The sequence below is a fragment of the Pantoea sp. App145 genome, from assembly GCF_047947045.1.
Lineage (GTDB): Bacteria > Pseudomonadota > Gammaproteobacteria > Enterobacterales > Enterobacteriaceae > Pantoea.
Window position 1 is genome coordinate 561,902 of the sequence record NZ_CP133291.1, and the last position, 16,992, is coordinate 578,893.

The window sequence follows — 16,992 nt, forward strand, 5'->3', positions numbered from 1 at the left end:
GGGCGCTTATTCACCTGCACGGAGTGCGCACAAAGAACAGGTTTCGCTGGTAAGCGAAACGCATAACAACATGCCCATCAGGGTTTATTGCGCCCGGAGAAAATCATGACTGTTGCTACAACCCGTCCTGCTGTGCTGGCAGCCGAGGACACTGCCGCGATTTACCGCAAGATCACCTGGAAACTGATTCCTTTTCTCTGTTTGTGTTACCTGGCAGCCTATCTGGACCGTATCAATATTGGTCTGGCGAAGCTGCAAATGGCGAGCGATCTGTCGCTGAGCGAAACCGCGTTTGGCCTGGGGGCCGGGCTGTTTTTTGTCGGTTATATTCTGTTTGAAGTGCCGAGCAACCTGATTCTGCAACGTGTTGGCGCAAAGATCTGGATTGCGCGCATCATGATCACCTGGGGTTTACTCTCCACCGCGACGCTGCTGGTGCAGACGCCGATGCAATTCTACATTGTGCGTTTTTTACTTGGCGCGGCAGAAGCCGGTTTCCTGCCGGGGGTGTTGTTCTATCTCACCAAATGGTTCCCCTCGTGGCGTCGCAGCCGCATCATCGCGCTGTTTATGATTGGTCTGCCGCTCTCCAGTTTGATTGGTGGGCCGCTTTCCGGCTGGATCATGGGCAATTTTCATGAGGTTTACGGCCTGCGCGGCTGGCAGTGGTTGTTCCTGCTGGAAGGTATCCCGAGCGTGTTGCTGGGTGTGATGACTTTCTGGCTGCTACCGAACAGCGTGGAAAGCGCCAGCTGGCTTAGCGAAGATGAAAAACAGGCGGTGCAGCGTGAACTGGCCACTGACGAAGGTGAAGCGAAAGGGGTAAAACACCGTTTGCGCGATGGCCTGCTGAATATCCGCGTGGTGATGCTGGGTGGGATCGACTTCTCCATTCTGCTGAGCGCCTATGCGATGGGCTTCTGGATGCCGACCTTTATTAAAAACGCCGGAACCACCGATATCGCGACGATTGGTTACCTGACGGCGATCCCCAGCCTGGCGGCACTGATCGGTATGCTGGTGATTGGCAGCAGCTCAGACCGGATGCGTGAACGCCGCTGGCATATCATCGTGCCGTTTATTGTTGGCGCAGCGGCGATGGGAGCCAGTACCTTTTTCTCCCATAACGTGATGATGACGGTGCTGCTGTTCTCCGTGGCGCAGGCGATGATCATTGGTGCCGTGCCGGTATTCTTCAGCCTGCCAGCCACCTTCCTGAAAGGCACGGCGGCTGCGGCAGGCTTTGCGCTTGCCTGTTCCATCGCCAACATTGCTGGACTGGTCAGTAACTCAGTGATGGGTATTGCGCTGGATCTCACCGGCAGCGGCAACGGCGCGCTGTGGTTCTTCGCGGTTTGTCTGTTGCTGAGCTGCCTGCTGGTCATCGCCTTACCGGCGAAACTGGTTAACCGTTAATTCCCCTTCTGCGAAAACCTGCGCGATAAATCGCGCCGCTACGGGCCAGTGCGTATCTGTAGCGGCGCGATTTATCGCGCATTTTTTGTCTGTTAACCATCGGTTAAAATTATGTGGTGTAGGTCAAACTATCAGCTAATGGTATTATAAAGGTATTGTCACTGGTGTTAGATTGGTTCTACCAACACCGGGGAGTGAGTTCGATGAAAAATACAATGCCAAAACTGTCGTTCATGATGTTTCTCGAATGGTTTATCTGGGGGGCATGGTTTGTGCCGCTCTGGGCCTTTCTTAGCAAAAACGGTTTTACGCCGATGGAGATTGCCTGGTGCTATGCCTGCACCTCCATCGCTGCCATTCTGTCACCGATCCTGGTGGGCTCACTGGCCGACCGCTTCTTCCAGGCGCAGAAGGTGCTGGCGCTGCTGATGATAGCCGGGGCGATCCTGATGTTCTTCGCCGCGCAGCAGACGCACTTTGCCAGCTTCTTCCCGCTGCTGCTGCTTTACGCGCTGACCTATATGCCGACCATCGCCTTAACCAACAGCATTGCCTTCTCTCATGTCGGCGATGTGGAGCGTGATTACCCCCGCGTGCGCGTGATGGGCACCATTGGCTGGATCGCGTCCGGTATCGCCTGTGGTTTCCTGCCGCCGCTGCTTGGTTTCGGCGATATCTCGGCGAGCAACGTGCCCTTGCTGATCACCGCCGCCAGTTCGCTGGTACTGGGGGTTTTCGCGTTGATGCTGCCTGCTACCGAACCTAAGAGCACCGGTAAGTTCAGCCTGCGCGTAGCGCTCGGCCTCGATGCGCTACATCTGCTGAAAGATCGCAGCTTCCTCGTATTCTTCGTTTGTTCGTTCCTGTTCAGCATGCCGCTGGCCTTCTATTACATCTTCGCCGAAGGCTACCTGACAGAAGTGGGGCTGCCACACGCAACTGGCTGGATGACGCTCGGCCAGGTTTCGGAAATCTTTTTCCTGCTGGCGCTGCCGTTCTTTATCAAGCGTTTCGGCATCGGCAAAGTGCTGCTGCTGGGGCTGGTGACCGCTGCCTTACGCTATGTGTTCTTTGTGTTTGGCGGCGATCAGAACCTGCTGACTTACGGCCTGCTGTTTATGGGCATCCTGCTGCACGGCGTCAGCTATGACTTCTACTTCATCACCGCCTACATTTACGTGGACAAGAAAGCGCCAGTGGCGATGCGTAACGCGGCACAGGGGCTGATCACGCTGGCCTGTCAGGGTATCGGCAGCCTGCTGGGCTACCGCCTCGGGGGTTATCTGATGCAGGAGATGTTTGCTTACGACAAACCGCAAAATGGTCTGACATTTAACTGGGCCGGGATGTGGATGTTCGGTAGCGTGATGATTGTGATTATCACCCTCGCATTTATCACGCTGTTCCGCGATGGCAAAAAACGCAGTGAAGAATTAACCGCTTTTGATACTTCAGCAACCGCTGAAAGCCATAAATAAGAGAAGTGAAGATGACAATGACACACCAGGAAAAACGGATTTTGGGCGCCTTTTATGGTCAGGCACTGGGCGATGCGATGGGTATGCCGTCGGAACTCTGGCCGCGTTCGCGCGTGAAACAGCATTTTGGCTGGATCGATCGCTTTCTGCCCGGTCCGGCGGAGAATAATGCCGCCTGCTATTTTGGCCGGGCGGCCTTTACCGACGACACCTCCATGGCGCTGGCGCTGGCTGACGCCATCATCACCCATGATGGTGACATCAACGCGGAAACCATCGGTGCCAATATTTTGCGCTGGGCAGAAGCGTTCGATGCCTTCAATAAAAATGTGCTGGGGCCGACGTCAAAAATCGCGCTCAATGCACTGAAGGCCGGCACACCGGTGGCACAGCTGGAAAATAACGGCATGACCAACGGTGCGGCGATGCGCGTTTCACCGCTGGGCTGCCTGTTACCGGCGCGCGACCTGGCTGGCTTTATTGATGCGGTGGCGCTGGCTTCCAGCCCCACGCACAAGTCCGACGTGGCGATTGCCGGTGCCACGGCGATTGCCTGGGCCGTCTCGCGGGCGATTGATGGTGCGAGCTGGGCAACCATTCGCGATGAGTTGCCGTCCATTGCCCGCGCTGCACAGGAGAAGCGTGTGACCACTTTCAGTGCGTCAATTGCCGCACGTATCGAGCTGGCATTGCAGGTGGTGGCGCAGGGCAGGGGCATCGAATCAACCATGCAGCAGATTTATGATCTGGTGGGCACCGGTACCAGCACTATCGAATCGGTGCCGGCCGCCATTGCCATGGTGGAACTGGCCGCCTGCGATCCCAACCGGTGTGCCATTCTCTGCGCCAATCTGGGCGGCGATACCGACACCATTGGCGCGATGGCAGTGGCGATTTGTGGGGCATTGCAGGGGATTGAGGCGATCGATCCGGCATTAAAAGCCGAACTTGATGCGGCCAATAACCTCGATTTCACCCGCTACAGCAGCGCGTTCAGCCGCTTCCGTCAGCAGCGTGAGGCCGCCTATGCTGACGCCTGATTGCCTTGCCCGGCTGACAGCTCGTCTGCCGGTCTGCGTCATCGGTGCGGCGGTGGTTGACGTGATTGCCGATGCTTATTCGCTGCCGCATCGTGGCAGCGATATTGAGTTGCAGCAACAGGGCGTCAATGTGGGGGGATGCGCCCTGAACGTGGCGATTGCCTTGCATCGGCTTGACGTCCCATCGGTCAATGCCTTGCCACTCGGCAAGGGGGTATGGGCAGGGATTGTGCGCCAGAAGCTGGCAGAATATGGCATCGAAAGTGTGCTCGAAACCGCGTCCGGTGATAACGGCTGGTGCCTGGCGCTGGTGGAACCGGACGGAGAACGTACCTTTCTTTCGGTCAGCGGCGTAGAAAATCAGTGGGATGCGGCGCTACTTGACGCCTTACCACAGCCGGAAAATCGCTGGATCTATCTGTCGGGGTATCAGCTCACCAGCAAAAGCGGCGAGGTGTTGATCGCGTGGCTGGAGCGTCAGACAGCACCTTATCAGCTGCTGGTGGACTTTGGCCCACGCCTGGCGGATATCGCGGATGCCGATTTTGCGCGCATCATGGCGCTGAAACCACTGATTACAGTGAACAGGCAGGAGGCGGAGCTGTTGTGGTTGGAGCGTCTCGGTGCGACGGAAAGTTTTGATGCACAAAGCCTGCTGACGCGCTGGCAGAAACGGTTCGGCAGCGCGATGGTGGTGCGGCTCGACAGTGATGGTGCGGGCTATAACGATGGCGAGACGCAGGGCTGGATTCCGGCGCTGAACACCACCGTGGTGGACACCATTGGTGCAGGCGACAGTCATGCAGGCGGTTTACTGGCCGGTCTGGCTTCCGGCTGGACACTGGCTGACAGCGTTGCGCTCGGCAATGCGGTGGCATCCTATGTCGTGTCGCAGCGCGGCGGTGATTGTGCGCCGGACCGCGCTGCGCTGGTGACTTACTGGCAGCAGCGGCTTACTCAGCAATAAACACGTACATATCGCTGCGGCAGTAGCTGATGCTGTACTCCAGCGGATTACCTTGCGCGTCGAGTGCCAGCTGCTTAATCACCAGCACCGGCACATTGGCGGGCAGGGCGATTTGCTGTTGCAACGCTTCATCCGGCATACGTGCGCTGACGCGGCTCTGCGATTTTACCGGCAGAATTTGCTGCTCACGAAAGTAATCGTACAGCGAGATGCCGATATCATCCGCATCGGCAATCAACTGCGTCGATACCCACGATTCCTCCACGGACACCGCCTGCTGATCGACATAGCGAATGCGCTTCAGCTGCCAGACATCGCTGCCGCTGCTAAGGCCCAATTTCTCTGCAATCTCGGCGGTGCAACGAATTTTGCTTTTGTTGATCCACACGGTATCGGGCTTTTTGCCACGCAACACCGCCTGCTGCGAGAGCCCCTTCGGTTCTTTGAGTGAATACTCGAACTGGCTGCAAATTTGCGTGCCATAACCGCGTGAGCGAAATACCACGCCCTCTTTTTCCAGCTCGTCCATTGCTTTACGCACCGTAATGCGCGAGATCCCCAGCGACTGGCTGAACTCGCGCTCACCTGGCAGGATCTCCTCATGGACCAGCACGCCCTCACGCACGGCATCTTTAATCGCGGAAGCAAAGCGCTTGTATAGAGGCGTACGGCTCTCATCCGCCAGGATGGAGGCAAGCCGGGCAAACAGGGAGGTGTGTTGATTGGTCATACTCAATCCAGAAAACGGCAGATCGAGCTATGATACTGAAAATTCGATGGCTGCGAAGCGGATTTGCGCTGCTACTGGGTCATTTTGGTGCGGTTTTCTCTGACAGGCAGACAAGCCGCACCTGAAGTTTTATGAATATGAATCATTGAGGGCCATTATTATCGCTCATGACCGGTAATTCATCTGCGGATTTATCTTTCCATTTATCGCCGGAGTTTGAGCAATTCGAATCGTGATTCTGCCCGATTTGCAGACAGACTGCTGAAGAATAATTTCCGTAAATCGGGGAGTTATTCTGACAACCTCCTGTAAGGAATACCATAGATGCAGCAATCGCTAAAAATAAGGTTGGTTTCATATCATACCTGGCTTATGTATTCAGGTTAACGGGAATAAAAATGATAGGGATGGATGGTCTTATTAATAAATTATTTCCGTAGTGGATTTAATTATTTTGATATGATTATTTTCTAATGTCTCAATAATGGGTGTGTCTTTTGTTATTTCCCTGGTGTGATGCAATGATTATTGCAAAATTCTATTTATCTTATTGTAACTAATATAAGGTGTTATTCCGTAAATGCTACTTCCTTAAAAGGGTTAGTCTGCATATCCTGGATATCAGTCTGGATTTGACGAACAATGTTAATGTCCGTCTGCCATGTGAAAGCCATTAATCTGCCTGAAGAACATGAGTTGCTGGCTGCCGCTGCGGCAGATGGCACGGTTGAGATGTCGGTGCGTGGGCGCGTTTACTTTAGCGATGGCCTGCTAAAAACCTATCTGGTCCGCACGATCAATCCGAGTAAGAAATGGGGAAAACGCTGGCAAACGTGTTACGCACGATCTACATCACGTTGAGCTGATTTCAGAAGGCGGGGAGGTCTACAACGTAGATAATATCCGCGTAGTCACACCTAAATACCATGTCGAAATTCATAAAGGTCAATGAGGAGTTCAAATGGAACGTAAGGAAAAGTTTGAAGATCATGGCCGGGATGAAACGTTCAGTCCGGCCATTCTTTCAAGGAAATTAAATCACTGGCTGGTCGTCAACTCTCTGCTGGTTGCCGGGAAACCATGATTTCCGGCACGAAGCGCGATGGTGAACGCCGTCAACAATAGAACGATCAACGCCCAGGGAAAGGACCGGCTACCGACATGTTCCAGCAATAATCCCCCTACCAGACCACCCAGCGCGATAGCGCCGTTCCAGGTCACCACGTTCATAGAAAGCGCGACATCAGCATGTTCACCCGCCGCGTCCGCCAGTGCCGTTTGCAACAGGGTCGCTGCGCCACCAAACGTCAGGCCCCAGACGCCGATCCCGACCAGCATCACCGCCGGGGATGCTGCTCCGATAGCAAACACCAACGCCACAGCGGCAAACACCGCCAGAGACAGCAACACAGCATTGCGCAGGTGGCTGTCGATAATCCGGCCCGTGATATAAATCCCGCCCAATGCCGCCAGGCCAAATATCAGCAGGACCACATCAACCCTCGGGGCTAAACCCGCAGGCGTGATAAACGGGGCGATATAGGTATATAGAATGTTGTGCGCCAGCATCCAGGTAAGCACCACGGCAAGTACCGAACGGACCCCTGGAATCAACAACACCGCACCGATACGCATTTTTTGCGTGGCTGAGCTGCCCGGATAATCCGGCACCGCCAGCAGGATCCAGCCAATCAACAGCACTGACAACCCCGACATCACCGCAAACGTCAGACGCCATCCCAAAAACGCCCCCATCCAGGTACCCGCCGGTACGCCCAGCGACAGCGCAATCGGCGTGCCGACCATCGCCAGCGCTAAAGCCCGTCCCTGCAAAGAGGGCACCACCATTTTGCGTGCATAGCCAGCCAGCAGGCTCCAGGCGAGTCCGGCGGATGCTCCGGCAAGGAAACGGGCAATCATGATCACTGTAATGCTGCCAGAGATGGCGGTCAGCGTATTAAAAAGCAGAAACCCCCCGACGGTGCTGAGCAATACCAGGCGACGTGACCAGGTGCGGGTCACGATGGTCAGCGGGATGGCTGCCAGCAGGGAACCCGCCGCGTATGCGGTAACCATCTGTCCGGCCAGCGAGGGGGATATATGAAGCCCTCTGCTTATCTCCGGCAGCAGCCCGGCGGGGATGGTTTCGGTCAGAATGCAGATAAAACCCGTCATGGCCAGCGCCAGCAGGGCAAGGATGGGCAGGTGCTGGGCCGGTTCAGCCCGATGTTTTTTCTTCATAAATACAGCCTTAGCGGTGATTAATTAATGTATCGATCGATACATATATTGGGATGTAGTTACGGCGATTGTCAATAAATTATGTATCGATTAGTATGTATGTAGTGGAGGAGAGAAGATGAGAACAGGCCGACCAAGACAGTTTGACCGCGACGAAGCGGTGATTCATGCCATGCACCTATTCTGGGAAAATGGTTACGAGTCCACCTCGCTTGCCCAGCTCAAGGCCGCGATTGGCAAAGGGATCACTGCGCCAAGTTTCTATGCTGCCTTTGGTTCCAAAGAGGCGCTTTTTAAAGAAGCGGTGGGTTGTTATCTGCAAACCCATGCGCAGGTCACGGAATCATTGTGGGACGCGGAATTACCGCCGCGCGAGGCTCTGGAAACGGCGCTGATTAGCTCCGCCCGCATGCAATATGAACCCGACCATCCGCGCGGTTGCATGGTGGCATTGAGCGTGATGTCCTCATGTTCGGAGGAGAACCGTCATGTGCTGCAACCGCTGAAGGATTCACGGCAACGCACCAGTGAAGGGATAAAAAATTGCTTTCAGCGTGGAATCCGTGAGGGGGAATTAAGGGATGAAGAAGAGACGTTAGCGCTAGCGGTAAGTTTCAATAGCTTTCTGCTGGGGATATCGACGCTGGCGCGCGATGATGTTCCGCTGGCTGAAACGGAACGAGCCATCACGCAGATGATGAAACTGTGGGATGCGGCCAGCATCTGACGCAACATAGTGCCTGCCCGTATCAGAAAACGGACAGGCAGTTCAGCGTCAGTTAACGCTCGTCAAAGGGGATACCGCCCTTCGATTTCATGTGCAACGGGGTTTCTACAATCGACACCACAACCGCGTTCTTGTCGATCTCAAAAGATTCCGACACGGCAGTGGTGATGGCTTTCAGCAGTTTCTTTTTCTGTTCAACAGAGCGGCCTTCCGCGGCATAAACGACAACTTCTGGCATAACGTCTTCTCCTGTAAGGGTAATTTCCGTCATTCAGCATACTCCTGACATGAGCAGAAAGACGTAGCCAATTGTTGCTTTCTGTACCTTTATGCTTCCACCGGGTCACGTTCGAACCATTCCGGTACCGGATCGGGCAATTTCACCCAGTTTGCCGGGCCTTCAGCCATCTCTGCTGGTGTCAGCAGGGCGTGATCCAGCGCGCTCCGCACCTGGTCTTCATCCATCTCAATCCCGATAAATACCAGTTCCTGACGTGCATCGCCGATGCCTTCCTGCCAGTGCTGGGCAATAAACGCCAGCGATTCGCTATCCTGCGGCCAGCGTTCGCGTGGGATGCTGGCCCACCAGTGACCGGCATAGCCCTGACGCGCCACGGCTCCGGCCTGCGACCACATCGCCGCATATTCCGGTCGGCTGGCGAGCCAGAAGTAACCTTTCGAGCGTATAACTCCATCCAGCTGGTGGTTCACGGCATGCCAGAAGCGCTGCGGATGGAAGGGACGGCGTGCGCGATAGACAAAACTGCGGATGCCATATTCTTCGGTTTCGGGCTGATGTTCGCCGCGTAATTCCTGCAACCAGCCGGGGGCCTGAGAAGCGGCATCAAAATCAAAGCGGCCGGTTTCCAGCACTTCACTCAGTGACACCTGACCAAACCGGGCAAACACAATGTGCGCGCGAGGGTTGAGGGATTGCAGCATGGCAAACAGCGTTTGCTGATCGTCCGCGTCGATTAAATCGGTTTTATTCACCACCAGCACATCACAAAACTCGATCTGATCGACCAGCAAATCGACGACCGAGCGTTCATCAGCCTCACCCAGTGATTCGCCTCGTGCCTGCAACGAATCGGTTGAGCGGTAGTCGCGCAGGAAATTAAAACCATCCACCACGGTGACCATGGTATCGAGCCGGGCAAATCGTGACAGGCTCTGGCCGTCTTCATCCTCAAAAGTGAAGGTTTCTGCCACCGGCAGCGGCTCGGAAATACCGGTGGATTCAATCACCAGTTGGTCAAAACGACCTTCCTGGGCCAGACGTTTCACTTCCAGCAGCAAATCTTCACGCAGCGTGCAGCAAATGCAGCCATTACTCATTTCCACCAGCTTCTCATCGGTGCGCGACAGCTCTGCACCACCGTCACGTACCAGCGCTGCATCAATGTTCACCTCTGACATATCATTGACGATCACCGCGACGCGGCGGCCTTCCCGGTTGTTAAGAATATGGTTGAGTAGCGTGGTTTTGCCCGCGCCAAGAAAACCAGAAAGAACGGTAACGGGGAGACGTGAGTCTGAATCGAGCGGCATAGCATTTCCTCTGAATCATGAATTGTTATGTTATAACATAACAATAATAACCCAGAGATGACAAGGGATATTATTCAGGTGGACCAAAGGGAAGGGGGAGACGCCGGGAAACGACCCGGCGATGACGGGTTTAGAGCAAACCCCAGTAGGCACCAAATTCCGGCAGGATATGACCCTGTAAAGCCACCAGCGCACTGTCGTAATCATTGTTGCGCAGGGCGGTCACAATGGCGACGTGCTGATTCCAGGAGCGGTGCATATGCTCGTCATTGCTGCCGAGATAGTTACGGATGGTCGCCATGCGCGATGAAATCAGCGTGTAGGCCTGCTCCAGATAAGGGTTCTGGCACCAGGTAAACAGCGCCTGATGGAACAGGTTATCAAGCCGGATATATTCCACAGTGGAGCCGTTGTTAATGCAGAATTCCATGTTATCGAGAATCGCCGAAATCTCCTGCACCAGCTGCTTCGGATTTTTTTTCAGCGCCAGCTCCATCGCCTTCGATTCGACATAAAAGCGAAACTCCAGCAGATCCTTAAATTCCAGATCGTTGAGGCTAAACACAAAGGTGCCGCTCTTCGGTTTAATCTGCACCAGACCTTCGCTCTGCAAACGTCGTAAGGCATCACGTACCGGGGCTTTGCTTGCCGCTAAGCGGGTGGCGAGGGCCGATTCTGAAAGCTTACCGCCCATTGGCAGCGAGCCATTAACGATCATGTCCTTGATTCGTTTGTACACCACATCTTTCAGAAGATCCTGCGCCATAGTTTTACTGTCTGCTCCACCACTAATCGGAGCAGTATGTATACCAGAAATGAAGCCATTCGGACATGAGGTAAATCCCGCTCTGCGCAGCCCGATTAACGCTTAACCATCTGTCCGCCATCCGCATTATGCCGTCGTCCGGCGGCCGCTAACTCAGGACCATAATTCGCCACCAGCACCGAGAACGTTTCCTGCGCTTTGATGCGATACAGTTCCTCTGAGGGGTGAATACAGTCTGGCGATAGCAGCGATTGCCAGTCTTTCATCTGCAAAATACGTTGATATTGCCTGACCAGCGGCACCGATTCCGCGTGTGCCACCGCATCAAGTTTGCTGACATAAGGCGCGATATGCCATTTCACTCCGCCGCCGCAAATCGGATGGGGCTCCTGAAGAATCACTTCTTTTCCTGCTGCGCGGGCAATATTCACTAATTGCGTCATTACCGTAGTGTATTTATCCGGGCTGACACGATAATCCGGCTCAATATCCCGAAAATGAAAATGACGTGCATCGTTAGTCGCAAAATTTAGCAAAATGATCCGGGCAGGCGATTTTTCCATCTCCTCACGCCAGCTTTTATTGTTTTTATAGAAATACTTTCCATTTAACAGGTCCATCGCTTGCGATGACGAAGCACCTTTATTGACCACAGAAATACCATCGCCGTATTTTTCTTTGAGGAATTGGTTGATTAGGCCTATTTCATTATTTTTTATGAAAACAGGATGGATTTTGCCATTTTCCCGGACTGCCATTGCTCCCTGGGTGCTGGAACCACCGTAAGCTTCAATAATAAAATTATTATTGGTAGTGCCAGTGGCAGAAATCGCTGGGGTGAGTGCTGTACTTAACGAGAAAAACATTCCGATGTGAAACGAGTATGGCTTCATGACGGATGCGCCTTTAGTCACGGGAGATGAAAGAATCTAAGATTGTGAGTATATATGCCATATGACAGCAGCTAAAGTGCCATCAGAGCAATCCTAAAGAAATAAAAAATAAAACGAACTGGGGTGCAATTAATGTAAAGTGTTTATTTTGTTTTAAATCAGCATGTTGATTGTTTTTTTCTGTTGAATTGTAAGGTGGTTTTATTTTTCTTTTGGTTAAAAAATCATTACATTGCCTTTATATTTTCATTGCGAAATATCTATAAATGAAGTGATCGTTAAAGGATGGAAAAAATAGCATCACACCCGATAAATCATTCGCTTAATGAGTGGATTCCCATCCCAACAGGTGCCAGATAATATCGGGGTGTCTCATTTTATCTAGTGTGTTTGTTTTCCTCTGTATTAACGATGTTACATGATTTTAATTATATGCAATAGCGATTTTCTTAAATTGTGTAAACGAACTGTCAATGAGAGAGTGAAATGTTAGCATTATTTTGAGTGAGGTCATTTCCCCTTTAAATAATTCATTACTGAAGGTGCGAACGTGAATACACAATCATTTCTCTCTGGCCGAAATATCGGTCTCGACCTGCTGCGCGCAGGATTAATTCTGGAAGGTGTGCTCTTACATGCTTCAAGAAGTCTGCCTGGTGAAAATGGCTGGTATTATGTCGCGCAGCGCGATCCATCCGAGTTATTTACTGCTTTTCTGAGCATGTTTCATACATTCAGAATGGAAGTGTTTTTCTTTCTTTCGGGAATGTTTGCAGCATTAATTGTATTACGCAAAGGGCAAAAGATTTTCCTTGAGAATCGCCGCAAACGGGTACTTACGCCACTGATCACGGCCTGGTTGCTTATTCCCCCGCTAATGTATGTGATTGCCGGACAAATGAAAGGTACGCCCTTATCCCTGACGGGCTGGTTACACAGTTATTTATGGATGCATCACCTGTGGTTTCTGGTTTCACTGTCGGTCATGTCAATGGTGATTCCGGGGCGCTTTTATCAACTCGCCTCGCGGCAATTGGGCAAATTATCGCTGCCAATGCTGCTGGCGACCCTGATCCTGTTGGCCAATGCCTGTTTTTTTCTCAAGTTTCTGGTTAAAGGGCAGGGTGAGTTTATTGAATTGATCCCGGTTACCGCGCGTTTTCTGGTTTATTACGCTGCTGGCTATGCGCTGTATGTCAACAGAGAGAAAATTGTGGCATATGCGGATTGCTGGCTGCTCAATAAGTGGTTGATCGCGGCTATCGCGCTGGCTACCTGGCTGGGATTCTATGTGATTGCGCATCAGCATATTGCCAGCGCTGTGAAGTATCTTCCGGTACTGATGGGCAGTGTGTTGTCGGTTGTGCTTTCTTACTGGCTGGTGTTTACCTTCGAGCGTTTGCCGCTGAAAGAAAACCGTTTACTGACAGGGGTAGTGGATTCCGCTCTGGTCATCTATCTGTTGCATTATCCGGTGGTGATTACCTTCTCGTGGCTGATGGATGTCTGGCTGCCGGCCAACCTGTCGATCATCTATGTGCTGATTAACTGCGCCATCGGGATTGCGGTGAGTACCCTGTGTTATTGGCTGATAAAACGCTCACGCTTTACCTCAATGTTATTTGGGCTGAAACCGAAGGTGAAGAAAGTCGTGATGCCAGTTGAGGTCAGTTTGTAGCGAAAATGCCAGCCTGCGACGCTCAGGGGCAGGCTGGCACAGTTAACGTGTCGCGTGGAGAAACGTATCCACCTGAGCGCGTCCTGGGATGGAGGCTACAGCACCATAGCCAGTGGTGGTCAGTGCGGCAGCGGCGTTGGCATCGGCATCCTGTAATCCGGTCAGCAAACGTGCCTCATCGAGGCTTGGCAGGCTCGCAGCGCTGACGGCAAAGTTTGAGGTGTCACCGCCATATCCGCTCAGATAACTGACCGGCTGTTGTGCCCCGGGTAACTGGCTGAATTCGTAGAGCGGTTCACCGAAGGAGAGAATATCCAGATCTTTCATTTTAAAGGTCCTGTCAGGCGGCCACGGCGGGGGGCCGCAGCCGCTTACACGGTTAAATGCGGCCGTATTTGGCCAGCCCTTCACGCAGCGATCCTGACTGGATAATCAGTTTGGCCTGTTCCAGCTCGCGCTGGTCGATGGATTTGGACAGTTCCAGCACTGCTGCAACCTGGGCCTGCGGCACACACACCACGCCATCGACATCACCGACAATCAAATCACCCGGGTGAATCGCCACCTCGCCCAGGGTTAAGGTGACGTTGGCGTCCAGAGTTTTGAAGCGACCCAGCGTGGTGCCAGGGGTCACGGTTTTGGCAAACACCGGGAAATCGTAATCACGGCGGATCTCGGTTAAGTCGCGCACGCCACCCATCAACACTGCGCCTTCATGTTTATTCGCCACCGCGCCCGCGGTCATCAGGCCACCCCAGACGGCGACGTTCTCCAGTGCCGGGCTGCCGCCAATCACAATCACGGAACCGGCTTCTGACTCATCAATCGCATCCAGCGCGTGCTGAGGCGGTAATTTTTCATCGGTGACATCTTCGAGGATGGTCACCGCCGGGCCGACAATTTTTTTGTCGTTGATACGGTTCTTCACCTCAAACGGCAGGAACATGGTTTTACCCACAATCTGGTCGCAGGCATCCGCAATCGAAGCGGTGGAAAAAATCGCACGGTAACCTTCAATAATCTCTTGGCTGTACATCTTCTCTTCCTCTTGGCAGGGCGGGTGCTTATCGATTCACCCAATTCAGGGGTTTGTTGCCTTCAAAGACACGCAACACTTCCTGCGCGGCTTTGCGTTGCAGTTCAATCACTGATTCCTCAGTGAACCAGGCGGTATGGTCGGTACAAATCACCTCAGATAAGGTCAGAAGCGGATGGTCGGCACGGATCGGTTCCTGCTCAAACACATCAAGCCCGGCAGCAAACAGCTGACGATTTTGCAGAGCCTGGAACAGGGCAGTTTCATCGATCAGGCCGCCGCGTGAGGTGTTTACCAGCACGCTGGTGGGTTTCATCATCGCCAGTTGTTGCGCGCCGATCAGATGGCGGGTTTGCTCTGACAATGGGACATGCAGGGAGATGAAGTCGGCTTCACGGCACAATGTTTCCAGCGAGACGCTGACCACCCCGGCATCTTCAGCGGCCTGCGTATCCAGCAGCGGATCGCACACCAGCAGCGAACGGAAACCGATGCCGCGAGCTTTAGCCGCAAGGCAGCGGGCGATACGGCCAAAGCCCACCACGCCCAGCACTTTGCCGCTCATGCGGAACATGGGTTCAGCCTGGCCGATGTTCCACTGGCCCTGATGAACCTGCTGATTGCGCGAGGTAATACGCCGTGTGGCGGCCAGCAGTAAGGCCAGCGCGTGTTCGGCGACGTCTTCTGATCCGTAATCCGGCACGTTGGCGACATAAATCCCTTTTTCTTTCGCCGCGACGAGATCGACGTTATCCACCCCAACGCCGTAGCGCACTACTGCCTGGCATTTATCGAGAACGGCGATCATGCCGCTGTCGAGGCGTGCTTCACGCAGCATCACGGCATCGGCATCCCGCAACTGTTCCAGCAGCGCATCCCGCGCGGTATTGGCAGGGATCACCACAAACTGCGGATGAAAGGCGGCGAGAATGGCTTCTTCTTCACGGTAATGCACGTAACCCGGCTCGAGAACCACAATCTTTTTCATGACAACCTTCTTAATCTGACATGTTAGTTTTGGTCGATGTTGACGATATCTATCCGTATCAGCAATGTTAAAGTCTGATATTAGTGATATTTGTCACGTTTTATTGATTTAATCTGAAATGTTAGATTAGTGTCCTGGCATCGGAGCAGCACTCGGTTCGCGCTGACGTTGCAGCCATTTGATGAGCATCATGGTGCAGATCCCCCCCACCAGCATGACGATGCTGAGATAGACCATCGGCGCGGTGGCGCTTTGCATTTGATCGCGTACCAGCGGGATAGTGTTTTGCGCGAAGAAACCACCGAGGTTTGCCAGCGAATTAATGATGGCGATACCCGCAGCCGCTGAAGCACCGGAAAGGAATTTGGTCAGATTCCAGAAGCAGGGTTGGATGGCGAACACCGATAACACCACGCCGCAGATAAAGGCAAAACTGATGACCGGCTGGCTGGCAAACCACACCGAACCAATCAGGCAGGCGGCAGAGGTAAACATCGGCAGCGCGACATTGATAAACGGGTTATTGGTACGTTCCGGCTTTTGCGTCAGCCAGCGCAGCATAATCATCACCATCGCCCAGGGGATCATATTGACGAATCCGTTGGTCATATCGGAAACGCCGAAGGATTTCACGATGGTAGGCATCCAGTAGCTGATGCCATAAGCGCCGAAGCAGATAAAGCCATACACCAGCGCCAGTGCCAGCACGCGTTTATCGGTCAGCGACTTGAACAACGTATCGACAGATTTATCCGTTTCCTGACGGCGTTCGTCCTCCAGCCGTTGCGACAACCATTGTTTTTGTTCGGCTGACAGGAACGTGGCGTGCGCCGGACTCATCGGGAACCAAAACAGCACCGGAACGATGAGCACAATCGCCAGCAGGCCGGTGATCAGGAACAGCCATTGCCAGCCTTCGTAACCCATAATGCCGTGCATGCTGAGCAGCGCACCGTTGAGCGGGGCACCAATCATATTGGCGAACATGCTGGCGGTGACGAGGAAACCGACGATACGCGGACGGTATTTAATCGGGAACCACTGTGTTGAGTAATAAATCAGGCCGGGATAGAAACTGGCTTCCGCCAGCCCGAGAACAAAACGCAGGCTGTAGAACATGGTCAGGCTTTGTGTGAAGGCGAGGGCAATAGTGATGATGCCCCAGGCCGCGAGGCTGAGGGCAAACCAACGTTTGGCACCGACCTTCGACAGGATCAGGTTGCCTGGTACGCTAAAAACCAGATAACCGATAAAGAACAGCGAGGCACCGAGGCCAAAAGCTGACTCACTCCAGCCGAGGCTGCTGACCATCTGCAACTTGGCGAAACTGATATTTTGGCGATCGATATAGGCCACCACGTACATCGCCACCATCAGTGGCACCAGCATGGTGATAATTCTGCGGATAGTGATGTGCTCAATGTCGTTCACGGCATTGCGCGTTTTACTCTCTGTCAAAGTACTCATGGCTGCTTTCCTGA

19 protein-coding genes are annotated in these 16,992 nt (G+C 53.4%); 8 read left to right on the plus strand and 11 right to left on the minus strand.

Annotation, left to right across the window (positions count from 1 at the left end):
* The first annotated feature begins 105 nt into the window (after positions 1 to 105).
* The 4 genes from RCF31_RS22335 (at position 106) to RCF31_RS22350 (ending at position 4,901) form a co-directional block, all read left to right on the plus strand.
* Positions 106 to 1,416: an MFS transporter gene (locus tag RCF31_RS22335; protein WP_416413453.1), complete on the plus strand. Its 1,311-nt coding sequence runs from the start codon at positions 106 to 108 to the stop codon at positions 1,414 to 1,416.
* Positions 1,417 to 1,619: 203 nt separating this feature from the next.
* Positions 1,620 to 2,894: a nucleoside permease gene (locus RCF31_RS22340; protein ID WP_416413454.1), complete on the plus strand. Its 1,275-nt coding sequence runs from the start codon at positions 1,620 to 1,622 to the stop codon at positions 2,892 to 2,894.
* Between the two features lie 17 nt (positions 2,895 to 2,911).
* Positions 2,912 to 3,934, plus strand: a complete 1,023-nt coding sequence (locus RCF31_RS22345; protein WP_313683205.1) for an ADP-ribosylglycohydrolase family protein — start codon at positions 2,912 to 2,914, stop codon at positions 3,932 to 3,934.
* Positions 3,921 to 4,901 (plus strand): PfkB family carbohydrate kinase, encoded by a 981-nt coding sequence (locus RCF31_RS22350; RefSeq protein ID WP_416413455.1) that lies wholly within the window; start codon positions 3,921 to 3,923, stop codon positions 4,899 to 4,901. Before RCF31_RS22345 ends, RCF31_RS22350 begins: the two co-directional genes overlap by 14 nt.
* Here RCF31_RS22350 and RCF31_RS22355 read toward each other — a convergent pair.
* Both RCF31_RS22355 and RCF31_RS22360 read right to left on the minus strand, forming a co-directional pair.
* Positions 4,888 to 5,631, minus strand: a complete 744-nt coding sequence (locus RCF31_RS22355) for a GntR family transcriptional regulator (protein WP_084881192.1) — start codon at positions 5,629 to 5,631, stop codon at positions 4,888 to 4,890. The genes RCF31_RS22350 and RCF31_RS22355 overlap by 14 nt on opposite strands.
* Before the next feature lie 142 nt (positions 5,632 to 5,773).
* Positions 5,774 to 5,989 (minus strand): hypothetical protein, encoded by a 216-nt coding sequence (locus RCF31_RS22360; protein ID WP_416413456.1) that lies wholly within the window; start codon positions 5,987 to 5,989, stop codon positions 5,774 to 5,776.
* A gap of 284 nt (positions 5,990 to 6,273) precedes the next feature.
* Between RCF31_RS22360 and RCF31_RS22365 the strand changes: the two genes are divergently transcribed.
* Positions 6,274 to 6,492, plus strand: a complete 219-nt coding sequence (locus tag RCF31_RS22365; protein WP_416413458.1) for a hypothetical protein — start codon at positions 6,274 to 6,276, stop codon at positions 6,490 to 6,492.
* On the plus strand, positions 6,431 to 6,583 hold the full coding sequence (locus RCF31_RS22370; protein WP_416413797.1) for a hypothetical protein: 153 nt from the start codon (positions 6,431 to 6,433) through the stop codon (positions 6,581 to 6,583). The genes RCF31_RS22365 and RCF31_RS22370 overlap by 62 nt, the downstream gene beginning before the upstream one ends.
* An 86-nt stretch (positions 6,584 to 6,669) precedes the next feature.
* Here RCF31_RS22370 and RCF31_RS22375 read toward each other — a convergent pair whose 3' ends face one another.
* The gene (locus RCF31_RS22375) at positions 6,670 to 7,872 is read right to left on the minus strand and encodes an MFS transporter (protein WP_416413459.1); all 1,203 of its coding nucleotides are present in this window, start codon (positions 7,870 to 7,872) and stop codon (positions 6,670 to 6,672) included.
* 118 nt (positions 7,873 to 7,990) lie between these two features.
* On the opposite strand from RCF31_RS22375, the gene RCF31_RS22380 reads away from it, so the two are divergent.
* A complete protein-coding gene (locus RCF31_RS22380; protein WP_416413460.1) occupies positions 7,991 to 8,599 on the plus strand; it encodes a TetR/AcrR family transcriptional regulator in 609 nt (202 codons plus the stop codon).
* Between the two features lie 52 nt (positions 8,600 to 8,651).
* Here the strand turns inward: RCF31_RS22380 and RCF31_RS22385 are convergent, their stop codons facing one another.
* From RCF31_RS22385 to RCF31_RS22400, 4 genes are all read right to left on the minus strand, one after another.
* Positions 8,652 to 8,837 (minus strand): tautomerase family protein, encoded by a 186-nt coding sequence (locus RCF31_RS22385; protein ID WP_299451110.1) that lies wholly within the window; start codon positions 8,835 to 8,837, stop codon positions 8,652 to 8,654.
* An 89-nt stretch (positions 8,838 to 8,926) separates the two neighbouring features.
* Complete coding sequence (gene zigA, locus RCF31_RS22390; protein ID WP_416413461.1) at positions 8,927 to 10,150, minus strand: zinc metallochaperone GTPase ZigA; 1,224 nt, start codon at positions 10,148 to 10,150, stop codon at positions 8,927 to 8,929.
* A 130-nt stretch (positions 10,151 to 10,280) separates the two neighbouring features.
* Positions 10,281 to 10,916: a GntR family transcriptional regulator gene (locus RCF31_RS22395; protein WP_416413463.1), complete on the minus strand. Its 636-nt coding sequence runs from the start codon at positions 10,914 to 10,916 to the stop codon at positions 10,281 to 10,283.
* Between the two features lie 95 nt (positions 10,917 to 11,011).
* Positions 11,012 to 11,830 (minus strand): SGNH/GDSL hydrolase family protein, encoded by an 819-nt coding sequence (locus RCF31_RS22400; protein WP_416413466.1) that lies wholly within the window; start codon positions 11,828 to 11,830, stop codon positions 11,012 to 11,014.
* A gap of 529 nt (positions 11,831 to 12,359) precedes the next feature.
* On the opposite strand from RCF31_RS22400, the gene RCF31_RS22405 reads away from it, so the two are divergent.
* Positions 12,360 to 13,487 carry an acyltransferase family protein gene (locus RCF31_RS22405; protein ID WP_416413467.1) on the plus strand — a complete coding sequence of 376 codons (1,128 nt, stop codon included), beginning with the start codon at positions 12,360 to 12,362 and terminating at the stop codon, positions 13,485 to 13,487.
* A gap of 42 nt (positions 13,488 to 13,529) precedes the next feature.
* Here RCF31_RS22405 and RCF31_RS22410 read toward each other — a convergent pair whose 3' ends face one another.
* The 4 genes from RCF31_RS22410 to RCF31_RS22425 form a co-directional block, all read right to left on the minus strand.
* Complete coding sequence (locus tag RCF31_RS22410; RefSeq protein WP_416413468.1) at positions 13,530 to 13,814, minus strand: hypothetical protein; 285 nt, start codon at positions 13,812 to 13,814, stop codon at positions 13,530 to 13,532.
* A 52-nt stretch (positions 13,815 to 13,866) separates the two neighbouring features.
* Complete coding sequence (locus RCF31_RS22415) at positions 13,867 to 14,523, minus strand: RraA family protein (protein WP_416413469.1); 657 nt, start codon at positions 14,521 to 14,523, stop codon at positions 13,867 to 13,869.
* Positions 14,524 to 14,551: 28 nt separating this feature from the next.
* Entirely contained in the window at positions 14,552 to 15,511 is a 960-nt protein-coding gene (locus tag RCF31_RS22420; protein WP_416413471.1) for a C-terminal binding protein, read from the minus strand.
* A gap of 126 nt (positions 15,512 to 15,637) precedes the next feature.
* Positions 15,638 to 16,978 carry an MFS transporter gene (locus tag RCF31_RS22425; protein ID WP_416413472.1) on the minus strand — a complete coding sequence of 447 codons (1,341 nt, stop codon included), beginning with the start codon at positions 16,976 to 16,978 and terminating at the stop codon, positions 15,638 to 15,640.
* Positions 16,979 to 16,992: the final 14 nt, after the last annotated feature.